Below are 13393 nucleotides of genomic sequence, written 5' to 3'. Positions count from 1 at the left end.
ATCATGGCAACGATCAAGGATGTAGCCGCACTGGCGGGCATTTCCTACACCACGGTGTCCCATGTGGTGAACAAGACCCGACCGGTCAGCGAAAAAGTGCGGGTCAAGGTCGAGGCGGCAATCAAAACCCTGGATTACGTGCCGAGTGCCGTCGCCCGCTCGCTGAAAGCCAAGACCACCGCCACCATCGGTTTGTTGGTTCCTAACAGCCTCAACCCGTACTTCGCCGAGTTGGCGCGAGGCATCGAAGACTACTGCGAGCGCAAAGGGTATTGCGTCATCTTGTGCAACTCCGATGACAACCCGGACAAGCAACGCAGCTACCTGCGTGTGTTGCTGGAAAAGCGTATTGACGGTTTGATCGTGGCGTCGGCGGGTGGCGATGCGGGGTTGGCGCAAGGCCTGGCCGGCGTGCGTACGCCGATGGTCATCGTCGACCGCGGGCTGGAGGGGGTGAATGTCGACCTGGTACGCATCGACCACGAATACGGCGCCTATCTGGCCACGCGACATTTGCTGGAACTGGGGCATCGGGACATCGCCACCATCGGCGGCCCTTTGGGCACCAGTGTGGCGCAAATGCGTCTGGCCGGTTATTGCCGTGCCTTGCACGAGGCGGGCGTCGAAGTGAATCCCGAGCGCATGCTGGAAAGCGATTTCACCAGCACCGGGGGATACAGCGCGGCCGCGATTTTGCTGGAACGCAATGCTCCCAGTGCGATCTTCGCCGGCAACGACATGATCGGCATCGGTGTGTTGCGAGCGGCTGCCGAGCGCAACATTCGCGTACCCACTGAATTGTCGGTAATCGGCTTCGACGATATCCAGATGAGCCGTTACGTTTACCCGGCGTTGACCACGGTGGGGCAGTCGATCCTGCAGCTCGGTGAGATGGCGGCGGAAGTGCTTTTGCGCAGGATCGCCACCCCGGATATGGCCACTGATCAACGAATTGTGACGCCGAGTATTGTCTTGAGAGAGTCGACTGCGCCGCTTGCCGGTGTGTTCGTCCAGTACCGTTGAAATAGAAAAGCCGCTAAACCAAAAGCACCGCCGATACAGAATTGATGAGTAGCAATGTATGCCAGCAAAAGTAGTGGTGATAGGCAGCCTGAACATGGACCTGGTAACCCGGGCGCCAAGGTTGCCGCGTGGCGGTGAAACGCTGATCGGCGAGTCGTTTGCCACGGTTTCCGGTGGCAAGGGGGCCAATCAGGCCGTCGCTGCGGCCCGATTGGGTGCCGAGGTGTCGATGGTCGGTTGCGTGGGCAACGATGCGTATGGCGCAGAACTGCGCGAGGCGCTGCTGGCCGAGCGTATCGATTGTGATGCAGTCAGTACCGTCGATGACTCCAGCGGCGTGGCGTTGATCGTAGTCGATGACAACAGTCAAAACGCTATTGTCATTGTCGCGGGTGCCAACGGATCGCTGACGCCGCAAGTCATCGACCGTTTTGACGCCGTGTTGCAGGCGGCGGATGTGATTATTTGTCAGCTGGAAGTACCGGATGCAACGGTGGGCCATGCCCTCAAGCGGGGGCGTGAGCTGGGCAAGACCGTCATTCTCAACCCTGCGCCCGCCAGCCGCCCATTGCCGGCTGACTGGTTTGCCGCCATCGATTACCTGATCCCCAACGAAAGCGAAGCTTGCGTCCTGAGTGGTATGCCGGTGGATTCCCTGGCGTCGGCTGAAGCCGCTGCGACCCGATTGGTTGCCATGGGGGCCGGTAAGGTGATTATCACTTTGGGCGCCCAGGGCTCGTTGTTCGCCGATGGCTCGCGCCTGGAGCATTTTCCCGCACCGAAGGTGAAGGCAGTCGATACCACGGCCGCCGGGGACACCTTTGTCGGTGGTTTTGCCGCCGCATTGGCCGCTGGAAGCAGCGAAGCCGAAGCGATCCGGTTCGGTCAGGTCGCAGCGGCGTTGTCGGTCACCCGGGCTGGCGCACAACCTTCGATTCCCACGTTGTCTGACGTACAGGCGTTCAAAGCACCATGAAAAAAACACCGCTGCTCAATATCGCGCTGTCTCGGTTGATCGCCTCCCTGGGGCACGGCGACATGGTCGTCATCGGCGATGCCGGTCTGCCGGTGCCATCAGGCGTCGAACTGATTGATCTGGCGCTGACTCAAGGGATTCCGGATTTCATCAGTACCTTGAAGGTTGTGCTGAGCGAAATGCAGGTCGAAAGCCATGTTCTGGCCCAAGAGATCCTGAGCAAGCAGCCGCCAGCATTGAGTGTGCTGGACGAACTGAATGCCGAAGGTCAGCTGGGTTCGCGCGAGTTGCTCAGTCATGACCAGTTCAAGGTCCTCAGCCGACAGGCACGGGCGATTGTTCGTACAGGAGAATGTGCGCCGTACTGCAACATCGTGTTGGTGTCGGGAGTGACATTCTAACGCTGCCTACATTCGTTTCCCCCAAGCACAAGGAGTGCGACATGAACCGCTATGCTGAGAAACTGCACCATCTGCTCCGGAGTCTGCTGCTTTTGTCCCTGATTACTGCAACGAGCGCCCAGGCGGCGGACAAGATCGACTTGATCATCGACACCGATCCGGGCGCCGACGATGTGGTCGCTTTGCTGTTCGCCCTGGCATCACCCGAAGAACTGAACATTCGTGCGCTGACCACCGTGGCCGGCAATGTGCGACTGGACAAGACATCGCGTAACGCGCGACTGGCTCGTGAATGGGCGGGGCGCGAAGATGTGCCGGTGTATGCAGGAGCGCCGAGGCCCCTGATACGTGCCCCGATCTATGCCGAGGACATTCATGGCAAGGAAGGGCTGTCGGGTATCACCGTTCATGAGCCGAAGAAAGGCCTGGCTGATGGCAATGCAGTCAATTACCTGATTGATACCTTGAGGGCTGCCAAGCCCCACAGCATCACCATCGCGATGCTCGGTCCACAGACCAATCTGGCCCTGGCGCTGATCCAGGAACCTGGAATCGTTCAGGGCATCAAGGAGGTGGTGGTCATGGGTGGTGCGCATTTCAACGGTGGCAACATTACTCCGGTGGCCGAGTTCAACTTGTTCGCCGACCCACAGGCCGCCGAAGTCGTATTGAAAAGTGGCGTGAAGCTGACCTATCTACCGCTGGACGTGACCCATAAAATCCTCACCAGCGAATCGCGCCTGAAGCAAATTGCCGCGCTGAACAACAATGCCAGCAAGCTGGTGGGCGATATTCTCAACGAATACATCAAAGGCGATATGGAGCACTACGGCATTGCGGGTGGCCCAGTGCACGACGCGACCGTCATCGCCTACCTGCTCAAGCCCGAACTGTTTAGCGGTCGCTCAGTCAACGTGGTTGTTGATAGTCGCGACGGCCCGACCTTTGGCCAAACCATTGTCGACTGGTATGACGGACTGAAAGCGCCGAAGAATGCTTTTTGGGTCGAAAGTGGCGACGCTCAGGGTTTCTTCGACTTGCTGACTCAGCGCCTGGCTCGTCTGAAGTAAAACCCCCCGCCCGCAGGTGCCAGCCTGTGGGTTTTACGCCCGTCCTGCCTCTGCCGCGGCCTTTTGGTCCGCCAGGTGTTTTTCGAAAATCTGTTCGATGAAAGACTGTGCGGCCTCAGTCCCCAAGTCCCTGACGAGCAGGTCGATGCCGATAATGGCGAGTTCTTCCGTACTGCTTGGGCTGTAAGAGCTGTGCCCGTCTTGCCACTTGGCTTTGATGTCGGCGTCGATGCTTACGGTGGTCATGATGGCACTCGTTAAGTCGGGAAAGTCTGAATGTCGAGTTAACCATTTTTGCGCGGTGTTTGGCACTCCGACTTAGGCATGAGGGGAGGGCTATGCGACACTTGGTTTTTGGCGAATTTTCAAGGACCGCGCTGTGCAGATCGATTTGAACACTCCTGACGGTTTGACCCTTGAGGCGGTGCGCCAGTTATTGGCATCCGCCAGTGACGACGAACACACTCAGTTGCGGGTTACCAAGGGCGGTATCGCCTACATTTCTTCAGGCGTCGTAGGCGGCACTGATATCGACGGGCTGAGATTTCGGCTGGAGACGTGGGCTAAAGGCTCGGGATATGTAGGCTTGGTCGCAGCCAGTGACGAGGTCTGGGTCATGCAGATCTTCAATGCGCTGAAAGACAACTGGCCGAACCCACCGTATGACTACATCGACGTTTATTAAGCGCTATTAATATTCAGTCACGATTGAGTGCTAAAGGGCAGGGCAATGCTCAGGCAAACTCAGCGCTCGTCCGAAATGGGGGCGGGGTGATGGCATTCACCTTGAAACCAATCGCCAGAACGGCGGTCGCACGATCTCAGCTTAACTATTGAAAAAGGAGGCTTCATGCCTTGGAAGCTCGCGTCATTGGGTGCCTTGTTGGCCGCTACTCTGCTGGCAGGTTGCAGCAGCACGTCGCCTGAGTCGGCAACGGACCCTGTAACGACGACTGACACGGGTCATAGCCGCTGTGAAGCAAAGGCTGCCGAATTCACCCTTGGCAAACCAGCCTCACCGCAACTGCTGGAGCAGGCGCGCACTCGCGCAGGCGCACAGAACGCACGATTCCTGTCGCCTAACGACATGGTGACCCTGGAGTACCGCTCCGATCGTTTGAACCTGAACACCGATGCCAATCGGGTAGTCACTCGCGTCAACTGCGGCTGATCGCACCAGGCTTTTGTTTCGCCCATAAAAAACCCCGCCACATGGACGGGGTTTTTTTAGTGCGGCTGAAAATTACTCAGCGCGGACTTGTGCAGCTTGCATACCCTTTTGGCCTTTCTCAGCCACGAAGGAAACGGTTTGGCCTTCTTTCAGGCTTTTGAAACCGTCGCTTTCGATAGCTTTGAAGTGTACGAACAGGTCGTCACCGCCACCTTGAGGAGTGATGAAGCCGAAGCCTTTTTCATCGTTGAACCATTTAACGGTGCCGGTTTGGCGATTAGACATGGTGTATCTCCAAGAAACATATATTTTCAGTAGTGCTGTGCTGCTCAGGCCAACTGGGCACACCCGAGTATCATAGTCGAAATGTTCGCTTTGGGAGCCCCCCGGACGTGCTGTTTGCCTTCATGATGCATGTTTTTCGTAGCGTCGAATGGCTGGAAGCCCCGGTTTAAGCGGCTTTTCGCTTAAAAAAACGGATGTAAAAAAAGCCATAAAAGCTGCGTAAATAATGTAAATCAAGCGTTTTTGGGCCATTTCAGGCCCTTGGGTTGCTCAAAAAGAGCTCTGCAAAACCTTATTTCTGGACTCTGCACACCGAGATTTCTTTCAGGGCGCGCTGGCCCAGTTCCTGGCTAGGCGGTGTTTTTTTGTCCATCAACTGCGCGATTTCTTGCGTGGTGAATTTCTTCTCCAGAACGTCGGCACCGCATGCGCAGTGCTTCTTTGCTTCGGCCGGGTTTACGCTTTGGCTGGCCGCTTTAGTGCAATCTCCCATGTACTGGTCTTTCACGCCGGCTGGCCAGGCGGCGTGTGCACTCAGTGGCAGTAGCAAGGCCAGCGGGGCGGCGAAGGCTAAAAGACGGATAACGCGCATGTCAGGAACTCCTTGGGGTGGATAGTCTGTAGCGATTCTCAGCCTATTTGAGGTGGCCCGTACATCTCAAGTTCACTTTGCGCCCTGGAAAGTGTGGAAATCTTCATTGTCCGAACGCGTACGCATCGACGACCGTTCATCTGTGCTAGCATGCCACGCTCGGGCGTTTGCAAGCTCCGGATGACCTTCAGTCCCGGTGGCGGCAATTGCGCGAATAACCCTGATTTGAATCCCAGTCACTCTGGTTCGGTTTTCCGGTTGGCCGCAAGGCTCCTGCCGCTGTAAGGCAGGCGTTCGTCATTGAATGGCCTGGATCGGATCTTGTACTGGCTCATCCCAACCCACGTGACCTTTGGTAGGGGTCACCACTAGGAGAGGAGGCGCCATGCCAACTATTACTCTTCCCGACGGCAGTCAACGTTCATTCGATCACCCGGTTTCCGTAGCCGAGGTCGCCGCATCCATTGGTGCAGGTCTGGCCAAGGCCACCGTGGCCGGCAAGGTCAATGGCAAGCTGGTCGACGCCAGCGACATCATCGACAGCGATTCCACGCTGCAAATCATTACGCCAAAGGATGAAGAGGGGCTGGAGATCATTCGCCACTCTTGCGCCCACCTGGTTGGCCACGCGGTCAAGCAGTTGTACCCGACCGCCAAAATGGTGATCGGGCCGGTCATTGACGAAGGCTTCTATTACGACATCGCCTTCGAGCGTCCTTTTACTCCGGACGACCTGGCCGCCATCGAACAGCGCATGCAACAGCTGATCGAAAAAGATTACGACGTGATCAAGAAAGTCACTCCGCGCGCCGAAGTGATCGAAGTGTTCAAGGCCCGTGGTGAAGACTACAAACTGCGCCTGGTCGAGGACATGCCGAACGAACAGGCCATGGGTCTGTACTATCACGAAGAATACGTCGACATGTGCCGCGGTCCGCACGTGCCGAACACGCGCTTCCTGAAGTCCTTCAAGCTGACCAAGCTGTCCGGCGCCTACTGGCGTGGCGATGCCAAGAACGAGCAATTGCAGCGCGTTTACGGCACCGCGTGGGCAGACAAGAAGCAACTGGCGGCTTACATCCAGCGCATCGAAGAAGCTGAAAAGCGTGATCACCGCAAGATCGGCAAGCGCCTGGGCCTGTTCCACACCCAGGAAGAGTCGCCGGGCATGGTGTTCTGGCACCCGAACGGCTGGACTCTGTACCAGGTCCTCGAGCAGTACATGCGCAAGGTTCAGCGCGACAACGGCTACCTGGAGATCAAGACTCCTCAGGTCGTTGACCGCAGCCTGTGGGAGAAATCCGGGCATTGGGCCAACTACGCCGACAACATGTTCACCACCCAGTCGGAAAACCGCGACTACGCCATCAAGCCGATGAATTGCCCTTGCCACGTGCAAGTGTTCAATCAAGGCCTGAAAAGCTACCGCGAGTTGCCGATGCGCCTGGCCGAATTCGGTGCCTGCCACCGTAACGAGCCATCGGGTGCGCTGCACGGCATCATGCGTGTGCGTGCGTTCACTCAGGATGACGCCCACATCTTCTGCACTGAAGAGCAGATGCAGGCTGAATCCGCAGCGTTCATCAAGCTGACCATGGACGTTTACGCCGATTTCGGCTTTAAAGACGTCGAGATGAAGCTGTCCACTCGTCCGGAAAAACGCGTTGGTTCCGACGAATTGTGGGATCGCGCCGAAGCTGCATTGGCTGCAGCCCTTGATAGCGCTGGCCTGCCGTACGACTTGCAGCCGGGCGAAGGTGCGTTCTACGGTCCGAAGATCGAGTTCTCGCTGAAAGATTGCCTCGGTCGCGTCTGGCAGTGTGGTACCCTTCAGCTCGATTTTAACCTGCCTGTCCGTCTGGGAGCCGAATACGTCTCCGAAGACAACAGTCGCAAGCACCCGGTAATGTTGCACCGGGCGATCCTGGGTTCCTTCGAACGTTTCGTCGGAATTCTGATCGAGCACTACGAAGGGGCATTCCCCGCGTGGCTGGCGCCGACCCAGGCAGTGATCATGAATATCACTGATAAACAGGCTGATTTCGCCGCCGAAGTTGAAAAAACTCTCAACGAAAGCGGGTTTCGTGCCAAGTCTGACTTGAGAAATGAAAAGATCGGCTTTAAAATCCGCGAGCATACTTTGCTCAAGGTTCCCTATCTCTTGGTTATCGGAGATCGGGAAGTCGAGATGCAGACTGTCGCTGTGCGTACTCGTGAAGGTGCTGACCTGGGCTCGATGCCCGTCGCCCAGTTCGCTGAGTTTCTCGCGCAAGCGGTTTCCCGGCGTGGTCGCCCAGATTCGGAGTAATTATTATTAAGCGTGAAATGAGACAAGATAAACGAGCTGCACCGAAAGCCCCGATCAACGAGAATATCTCGGCACGCGAGGTTCGGTTAATTGGGGCTGAAGGTGAGCAGCTTGGGATTGTGTCAATTGAAGACGCGCTTCTTAAGGCTGAAGAGGCCAAGCTGGATTTGGTGGAGATTTCCGCCGATGCAGTACCCCCTGTTTGCAAGCTGATGGACTACGGCAAGTCGATCTTCGAGAAGAAGAAGCAGATTGCTGCGGCCAAGAAAAACCAGAAGCAGATTCAGGTTAAAGAAATCAAGTTTCGTCCAGGGACGGAGGAAGGGGATTACCAGGTAAAACTGCGCAACCTGGTACGTTTCCTGAGTGATGGGGACAGGGCCAAGGTATCCTTGCGATTCCGCGGCCGTGAGATGGCCCACCAGGAGCTGGGGATGGAACTCCTCAAGCGAGTTGAAGGTGACTTGCTCGAGTACGGTTCGGTCGAACAGCATCCTAAGATGGAAGGACGCCAGCTGATCATGGTCATCGCCCCGAAAAAGAAGAAGTAATCAACAGGGCACGGCAGGCCTTCTGATTATGTTTATCAACTGAATGCGGAGTATCCGAACATGCCAAAAATGAAGACCAAAAGTGGTGCTGCTAAGCGGTTTCTGAAAACTGCTAACGGTATCAAGCACAAGCACGCTTTCAAGAGCCACATCCTGACTAAAATGTCGACCAAGCGTAAGCGTCAACTGCGCGGTAGCAGCTTGCTGCATCCGTCTGACGTGGCAAAAGTCGAGCGCATGCTGCGCCTTCGTTAATTTTAGTCAAGAATAGAGGAAGTAACTCATGGCTCGTGTAAAGCGTGGCGTCATTGCCCGTAAACGTCACAAAAAAATTCTGAAACTTGCTAAAGGCTACTACGGCGCTCGCTCGCGCGTATTCCGTGTTGCCAAGCAAGCGGTAATCAAGGCAGGCCAATACGCCTACCGTGACCGTCGTCAGAAAAAACGTCAGTTCCGCGCTCTGTGGATCGCTCGTATCAACGCTGGTGCACGTATCAACGGTCTGTCCTACAGCCGTTTCATCGCCGGCCTGAAAAAAGCGTCCATCGAGATCGACCGTAAGGTTCTGGCTGATCTGGCAGTGAACGAAAAAGCGGCGTTTGCTGCGATTGTCGAGAAAGCTAAAGCCACCTTGGCTTAAGTACCCCCGACAGTCACCCGGCCTCACCTCTGTGGGGCCAGGTGTTAAACGTCATAAATAGGGGAAGAGCCTTCAAGCTCTTCCCCTATTTTGTATCTGGAGTCTGTACATGGAAAACCTGGACGCGCTCGTCTCTCAAGCACTAGAGGCTGTGCAAAGCGCTGAAGATATCAATGCCCTGGAGCAAATCCGGGTTCACTACCTTGGCAAAAAGGGTGAATTGACTCAGGTGATGAAGACCCTGGGGAATTTGCCGGCAGAAGAGCGTCCGCAAGTCGGTGCGCTGATCAACGTTGCCAAGGAGCGTGTCACAGAGGTTCTCAATGCGCGCAAGGCACTGTTTGAAGAGGCTGATCTAGCCGCCAAACTGTCCGCCGAGTCGATTGACGTGACCCTGCCTGGCCGCGGCCAGACCTCCGGTGGTCTGCATCCGGTTACCCGCACTCTGGAACGTATCGAACAGTTCTTCACCCATATAGGCTACGGCATCGCCGAAGGCCCTGAGGTCGAAGACGATTATCACAACTTCGAAGCACTCAACATCCCAGGCCATCACCCGGCCCGGTCGATGCATGACACCTTCTATTTCAATGCAAACATGTTGCTGCGCACCCATACCTCACCGGTACAGGTCCGCACCATGGAATCAAAACAGCCGCCGATCCGCATCGTCTGCCCAGGCCGTGTGTACCGTAGCGACTCGGATATCACCCACTCGCCGATGTTCCACCAGGTCGAAGGCCTGCTGGTCGATCGCGATATCAACTTCGCCGACCTGAAAGGGACTATCGAAGAATTCCTGCGCGTGTTCTTCGAAAAAGAACTGGCCGTACGTTTCCGCCCATCCTACTTCCCGTTCACCGAGCCATCCGCAGAAGTCGACATGGAATGCGTGATGTGCAGCGGTAAAGGCTGCCGTGTCTGCAAGCAGACGGGCTGGCTGGAAGTGATGGGCTGCGGCATGGTTCACCCGAACGTGTTGCGTATGTCCGGGATCGACCCGGAAGAGTTTTCGGGCTTTGCCTTCGGCATGGGCGTTGAGCGTCTAGCCATGCTGCGTTACGGCGTGAACGACTTGCGTCTGTTCTTCGACAACGACTTGCGGTTCCTCGCGCAATTTCGCTAGTCGTAACGAATTCTTAGGAGAGCAGGATGAAATTCAGTGAACAATGGCTGCGTGGCTGGGTAAGCCCGCAGGTAAGTCGTGACGAGCTGGTTGCTCGTTTGTCGATGGCCGGTCTTGAGGTCGATAGCGTTACTCCGGCCGCCGGCGTATTCAGCGGCGTGATAGTGGGCGAGGTGCTGAGCACCGAACAGCACCCGGACGCCGACAAGCTGCGCGTTTGCCAGGTCAGCAATGGCACGGAGACTTTTCAGGTCGTATGCGGTGCGCCAAACGTGCGCCCGGGCCTGAAGATCCCGTTCGCCACCATCGGTGCCGAGCTGCCAGGCGACTTCAAGATCAAGAAAGCCAAGCTGCGTGGCGTTGAGTCCAACGGCATGCTGTGTTCGCAAGCCGAACTGCAAGTGGGCGAAGGCAACGATGGCCTGATGGAGCTGCCGGCCGATGCGCCGGTGGGCCAGGACATTCGTGAGTACCTGAACCTGGAAGATGCCAGCATCGAGGTCGACCTGACCCCGAACCGCGGTGACTGCCTGTCCCTGGCCGGTCTGGCCCGTGAAGTTGGCGCACTGTACGCCGCCCAGGTCACTCGCCCGGTTGTTGCTTCCGTTCCAGCCGTGCACGACGAAGTGCGTTCGGTTGAAGTGCTGGCTCCGGCGGCGTGCCCGCGTTATCTGGGGCGTGTGATCCGTAACGTCGATCTGTCCAAGCCTACACCGCTGTGGATGGTCGAGCGTCTGCGTCGTGCTGACGTGCGCAGTATCGACGCAGCTGTCGATATCACCAACTACGTGATGCTGGAGCTGGGTCAACCGCTGCACGCCTTCGACCTCGCCGAAATCAATGGCGGCATCCGCGTGCGGATGGCCGAAGAGGGCGAGAAGCTGGTACTGCTCGACGGTCAGGAAGTTACCCTGCGTAGCGATACGCTGGTGATTGCCGACCACACCCGCGCTCTGGCAATTGCTGGCGTTATGGGCGGAGAGCACAGCGGCGTCAACACCGCGACTACGCGCGATATTTTCCTGGAAAGCGCATTCTTCGATCAGATTGCAGTCGCTGGCAAGGCTCGTTCCTACGGCCTGCACACTGACGCTTCGCACCGCTACGAGCGTGGCGTGGACTGGCAATTGGCCCGTGAAGCCATGGAGCGCGCTACTGGCCTGCTGCTGGAAATCACCGGTGGCGAAGCCGGCCCGATCATCGAAACCGTCAGCGAGCAACATCTGCCGAAGATCGCTCCGGTTACCTTGCGCGCGCAACGCATTACTCAAATGCTGGGCATGGAAATGGATTCGGCCGAAGTTGAGCGTCTGCTCAACGCTTTGGGCTTGTCCGTTTCGGCCGATGGGGCAGGGCAATGGCGCGTTGAAGTGCCAAGCCATCGCTTCGATATCAGCCTGGAAGTCGATTTGATCGAAGAGCTGGCCCGCCTGTACGGCTACAACCGTCTGCCGGTTCGTTACCCGCAAGCTCGCCTGGCGCCGCAAGCCAAAGCGGAAGCGCGTAGCGATTTGCCTGAACTGCGTCGTCTGCTGGTGGCGCGTGGTTATCAGGAAGCGATTACTTACAGCTTCATCGATCCGAAACAATTCGAACTGTTTAATCCGGGTGTGGAGCCGCTGCTGCTGGCCAACCCGATTTCCAACGACATGGCTGCCATGCGCTCGTCCTTGTGGCCGGGTCTGGTCAAGGCGCTTCAGCACAACCTGAACCGTCAACAGGATCGCGTCCGTCTGTTCGAAAGCGGCCTGCGTTTCGTCGGTCAACTCGAAGGCCTGAAGCAAGAGCCAATGCTGGCCGGTGTGGTCTGCGGTAGCCGTCTGCCGGAAGGCTGGGCACAGGGTCGCGATGTCGTGGACTTCTTCGACGTCAAGGCTGACGTGGAAGCGGTGCTGGGCTTTGCTGGCGCTCTGGACTCGTTCACTTTCGTGCCGGGCAAACACCCGGCGCTGCACCCGGGTCAAACCGCGCGCATCGAACGTGAAGGCCGTCTGGTAGGTTTTGTCGGCGCCATCCACCCTGAATTGTCGAAAACCCTCGGTCTCGACCGTCCGGTCTTTGTTTTCGAGCTGGTTCTGGCGGAAGTGGCGTTGGGCAAAATGCCTAAATTCCAGGAGTTATCGCGCTTTCCTGAAGTGCGTCGTGACCTTGCGCTGATCGCCGAAAAAGACGTTGCAGCCAGCGCTGTTCTGGACGTAATCCGTGAAAATGCAGGCGAATGGCTGACAGACCTCAGGCTATTTGACGTGTATCAGGGTAAAGGCATTGATCCTGATAGAAAAAGCCTTGCAGTTGGCTTGACCTGGCAGCATCCATCGCGCACTCTTAATGACGATGAGGTGAATAACACTACGCAAAACATCCTCACCTCGCTCGAACAAAGGTTGAACGCCACGTTAAGGAAGTGACGTATGGGGGCTCTGACGAAAGCTGAGATGGCGGAACGTCTGTATGAAGAGCTGGGCCTGAATAAACGGGAGGCCAAGGAATTGGTCGAACTGTTTTTTGAAGAAATCAGGCACGCTCTTGAAGACAACGAACAAGTCAAATTGTCCGGTTTCGGAAATTTCGACCTTCGAGACAAACGCCAGCGGCCTGGCCGCAATCCGAAAACGGGTGAAGAAATCCCGATCACGGCTCGCCGTGTGGTCACCTTTCGTCCAGGGCAGAAGTTGAAGGCCCGAGTTGAGGCTTATGCTGGAACCAAGTCATAACGACGAGCTACCCGTCATCCCAGGCAAACGCTACTTCACCATCGGTGAAGTTAGCGAGCTGTGTGCCGTAAAACCGCACGTGCTGCGCTATTGGGAGCAGGAGTTTCCTCAACTCAACCCCGTCAAACGCCGCGGGAATCGCCGGTATTATCAGCGACAAGACGTGCTGATGATCCGGCAGATCCGCGCGCTCCTTTACGATCAAGGTTTCACCATCGGCGGCGCGCGTTTGCGCTTGTCCGGCGATGAAGCCAAAGACGACACCACCCAATACAAGCAGATGATTCGACAGATGATTGCCGAGTTGGAAGACGTGTTGGTAGTACTCAAGAAATAATTTTCTGAGTTTGAATACTTCCAGTTTTCAAACGCTTGCGATATATTCTTGAGCGTCCCTCGAGAAGAGGGACGAGTTTCACGCCTAGTCGGGGCGTAGCGCAGTCCGGTAGCGCACTAGCATGGGGTGCTAGGGGTCGAGTGTTCGAATCACTCCGTCCCGACCATATTTTCTTAGTAAAATCAGACTCTTGAGCCGA

The 13393-nt window shown here is 56.7% G+C and carries 17 protein-coding genes and 1 tRNA gene; 15 read left to right on the top strand and 3 right to left on the bottom strand.

What is annotated here, in order from left to right; genetic code table 11:
* The first annotated feature begins 3 nt into the window (after positions 1-3).
* The 4 genes from C7534_RS11565 to C7534_RS11550 are packed head-to-tail and all read left to right on the top strand — an operon-like array spanning position 4 to position 3470.
* On the top strand, positions 4-1023 hold the full coding sequence (locus C7534_RS11565; protein ID WP_109785851.1) for a LacI family DNA-binding transcriptional regulator: 1020 nt from the start codon (positions 4-6) through the stop codon (positions 1021-1023).
* 58 nt (positions 1024-1081) lie between these two features.
* Positions 1082-1999: a ribokinase gene (gene rbsK, locus C7534_RS11560; RefSeq protein ID WP_109785850.1), complete on the top strand. Its 918-nt coding sequence runs from the start codon at positions 1082-1084 to the stop codon at positions 1997-1999.
* On the top strand, positions 1996-2400 hold the full coding sequence (gene rbsD / locus C7534_RS11555) for a D-ribose pyranase (protein ID WP_109785849.1): 405 nt from the start codon (positions 1996-1998) through the stop codon (positions 2398-2400). The genes rbsK and rbsD overlap by 4 nt, the downstream gene beginning before the upstream one ends.
* Before the next feature lie 41 nt (positions 2401-2441).
* Positions 2442-3470, top strand: coding sequence for a nucleoside hydrolase (locus tag C7534_RS11550; protein WP_046028235.1), 1029 nt, complete (start codon positions 2442-2444; stop codon positions 3468-3470).
* Between the two features lie 33 nt (positions 3471-3503).
* Here C7534_RS11550 and C7534_RS11545 read toward each other — a convergent pair whose 3' ends face one another.
* On the bottom strand, positions 3504-3716 hold the full coding sequence (locus C7534_RS11545) for a hypothetical protein (RefSeq protein WP_046028234.1): 213 nt from the start codon (positions 3714-3716) through the stop codon (positions 3504-3506).
* 133 nt (positions 3717-3849) lie between these two features.
* Here C7534_RS11545 and C7534_RS11540 point away from each other — a divergent pair, with 133 nt between their 5' ends.
* Both C7534_RS11540 and C7534_RS11535 read left to right on the top strand, forming a co-directional pair.
* On the top strand, positions 3850-4155 hold the full coding sequence (locus C7534_RS11540) for a hypothetical protein (protein WP_019649602.1): 306 nt from the start codon (positions 3850-3852) through the stop codon (positions 4153-4155).
* 165 nt (positions 4156-4320) lie between these two features.
* Positions 4321-4641, top strand: coding sequence for an I78 family peptidase inhibitor (locus tag C7534_RS11535; protein ID WP_109785848.1), 321 nt, complete (start codon positions 4321-4323; stop codon positions 4639-4641).
* 72 nt (positions 4642-4713) lie between these two features.
* On the opposite strand, the gene C7534_RS11530 is transcribed toward C7534_RS11535, so the two are convergent.
* Together C7534_RS11530 and C7534_RS11525 are read right to left on the bottom strand one after the other, a co-directional pair.
* On the bottom strand, positions 4714-4926 hold the full coding sequence (locus tag C7534_RS11530) for a cold-shock protein (protein WP_007905882.1): 213 nt from the start codon (positions 4924-4926) through the stop codon (positions 4714-4716).
* 292 nt (positions 4927-5218) lie between these two features.
* The gene (locus C7534_RS11525; protein WP_109785847.1) at positions 5219-5518 is read right to left on the bottom strand and encodes a hypothetical protein; all 300 of its coding nucleotides are present in this window, start codon (positions 5516-5518) and stop codon (positions 5219-5221) included.
* 385 nt (positions 5519-5903) lie between these two features.
* On the opposite strand from C7534_RS11525, the gene thrS reads away from it, so the two are divergent.
* From thrS to C7534_RS11480, 9 genes are all read left to right on the top strand, one after another.
* Positions 5904-7826: a threonine--tRNA ligase gene (thrS, locus tag C7534_RS11520; protein ID WP_010455934.1), complete on the top strand. Its 1923-nt coding sequence runs from the start codon at positions 5904-5906 to the stop codon at positions 7824-7826.
* Positions 7826-8377, top strand: a complete 552-nt coding sequence (infC, locus tag C7534_RS11515) for a translation initiation factor IF-3 (RefSeq protein WP_172435341.1) — start codon at positions 7826-7828, stop codon at positions 8375-8377. Before thrS ends, infC begins: the two co-directional genes overlap by 1 nt.
* A 60-nt stretch (positions 8378-8437) precedes the next feature.
* The gene (gene rpmI / locus C7534_RS11510; protein WP_002553160.1) at positions 8438-8632 is read left to right on the top strand and encodes a 50S ribosomal protein L35; all 195 of its coding nucleotides are present in this window, start codon (positions 8438-8440) and stop codon (positions 8630-8632) included.
* A gap of 28 nt (positions 8633-8660) precedes the next feature.
* Positions 8661-9017: a 50S ribosomal protein L20 gene (rplT, locus tag C7534_RS11505; protein ID WP_007905879.1), complete on the top strand. Its 357-nt coding sequence runs from the start codon at positions 8661-8663 to the stop codon at positions 9015-9017.
* Positions 9018-9126: 109 nt separating this feature from the next.
* Positions 9127-10143 (top strand): phenylalanine--tRNA ligase subunit alpha, encoded by a 1017-nt coding sequence (pheS, locus tag C7534_RS11500; RefSeq protein WP_007905876.1) that lies wholly within the window; start codon positions 9127-9129, stop codon positions 10141-10143.
* Between the two features lie 26 nt (positions 10144-10169).
* Positions 10170-12551: a phenylalanine--tRNA ligase subunit beta gene (gene pheT, locus C7534_RS11495; protein ID WP_109785846.1), complete on the top strand. Its 2382-nt coding sequence runs from the start codon at positions 10170-10172 to the stop codon at positions 12549-12551.
* Positions 12552-12554: 3 nt separating this feature from the next.
* On the top strand, positions 12555-12857 hold the full coding sequence (gene ihfA / locus C7534_RS11490) for an integration host factor subunit alpha (protein WP_002553164.1): 303 nt from the start codon (positions 12555-12557) through the stop codon (positions 12855-12857).
* The gene (locus tag C7534_RS11485) at positions 12838-13194 is read left to right on the top strand and encodes a MerR family transcriptional regulator (RefSeq protein ID WP_003179985.1); all 357 of its coding nucleotides are present in this window, start codon (positions 12838-12840) and stop codon (positions 13192-13194) included. The genes ihfA and C7534_RS11485 overlap by 20 nt, the downstream gene beginning before the upstream one ends.
* Positions 13195-13283: 89 nt before the next feature.
* Positions 13284-13360 (top strand) — tRNA-Pro (locus C7534_RS11480).
* The last annotated feature ends 33 nt before the right edge of the window (positions 13361-13393 follow it).

It is taken from the genome of Pseudomonas sp. OV226 (assembly GCF_003148705.1).
In the GTDB taxonomy this organism is placed as follows: domain Bacteria; phylum Pseudomonadota; class Gammaproteobacteria; order Pseudomonadales; family Pseudomonadaceae; genus Aquipseudomonas.
This window is presented reverse-complemented; position numbering and strand designations above follow the sequence as displayed.

Bases quoted from the DNA above. Each gene is read 5' to 3' on its own strand.
- C7534_RS11565 (WP_109785851.1), top strand. From the start codon at position 4: ATGGCAACGATCAAGGATGTAGCCGCACTGGCGGGCATTTCCTACACC.
- ihfA (WP_002553164.1), top strand. From the start codon at position 12,555: ATGGGGGCTCTGACGAAAGCTGAGATGGCGGAACGTCTGTATGAAGAG.
- rplT (WP_007905879.1), top strand. From the start codon at position 8,661: ATGGCTCGTGTAAAGCGTGGCGTCATTGCCCGTAAACGTCACAAAAAA.
- pheT (WP_109785846.1), top strand. From the start codon at position 10,170: ATGAAATTCAGTGAACAATGGCTGCGTGGCTGGGTAAGCCCGCAGGTA.
- rpmI (WP_002553160.1), top strand. From the start codon at position 8,438: ATGCCAAAAATGAAGACCAAAAGTGGTGCTGCTAAGCGGTTTCTGAAA.
- C7534_RS11525 (WP_109785847.1), bottom strand. From the start codon at position 5,518: ATGCGCGTTATCCGTCTTTTAGCCTTCGCCGCCCCGCTGGCCTTGCTA.
- pheS (WP_007905876.1), top strand. From the start codon at position 9,127: ATGGAAAACCTGGACGCGCTCGTCTCTCAAGCACTAGAGGCTGTGCAA.
- C7534_RS11530 (WP_007905882.1), bottom strand. From the start codon at position 4,926: ATGTCTAATCGCCAAACCGGCACCGTTAAATGGTTCAACGATGAAAAA.
- rbsD (WP_109785849.1), top strand. From the start codon at position 1,996: ATGAAAAAAACACCGCTGCTCAATATCGCGCTGTCTCGGTTGATCGCC.
- C7534_RS11545 (WP_046028234.1), bottom strand. From the start codon at position 3,716: ATGACCACCGTAAGCATCGACGCCGACATCAAAGCCAAGTGGCAAGAC.
- C7534_RS11550 (WP_046028235.1), top strand. From the start codon at position 2,442: ATGAACCGCTATGCTGAGAAACTGCACCATCTGCTCCGGAGTCTGCTG.
- rbsK (WP_109785850.1), top strand. From the start codon at position 1,082: ATGCCAGCAAAAGTAGTGGTGATAGGCAGCCTGAACATGGACCTGGTA.
- C7534_RS11485 (WP_003179985.1), top strand. From the start codon at position 12,838: ATGCTGGAACCAAGTCATAACGACGAGCTACCCGTCATCCCAGGCAAA.
- C7534_RS11535 (WP_109785848.1), top strand. From the start codon at position 4,321: ATGCCTTGGAAGCTCGCGTCATTGGGTGCCTTGTTGGCCGCTACTCTG.
- thrS (WP_010455934.1), top strand. From the start codon at position 5,904: ATGCCAACTATTACTCTTCCCGACGGCAGTCAACGTTCATTCGATCAC.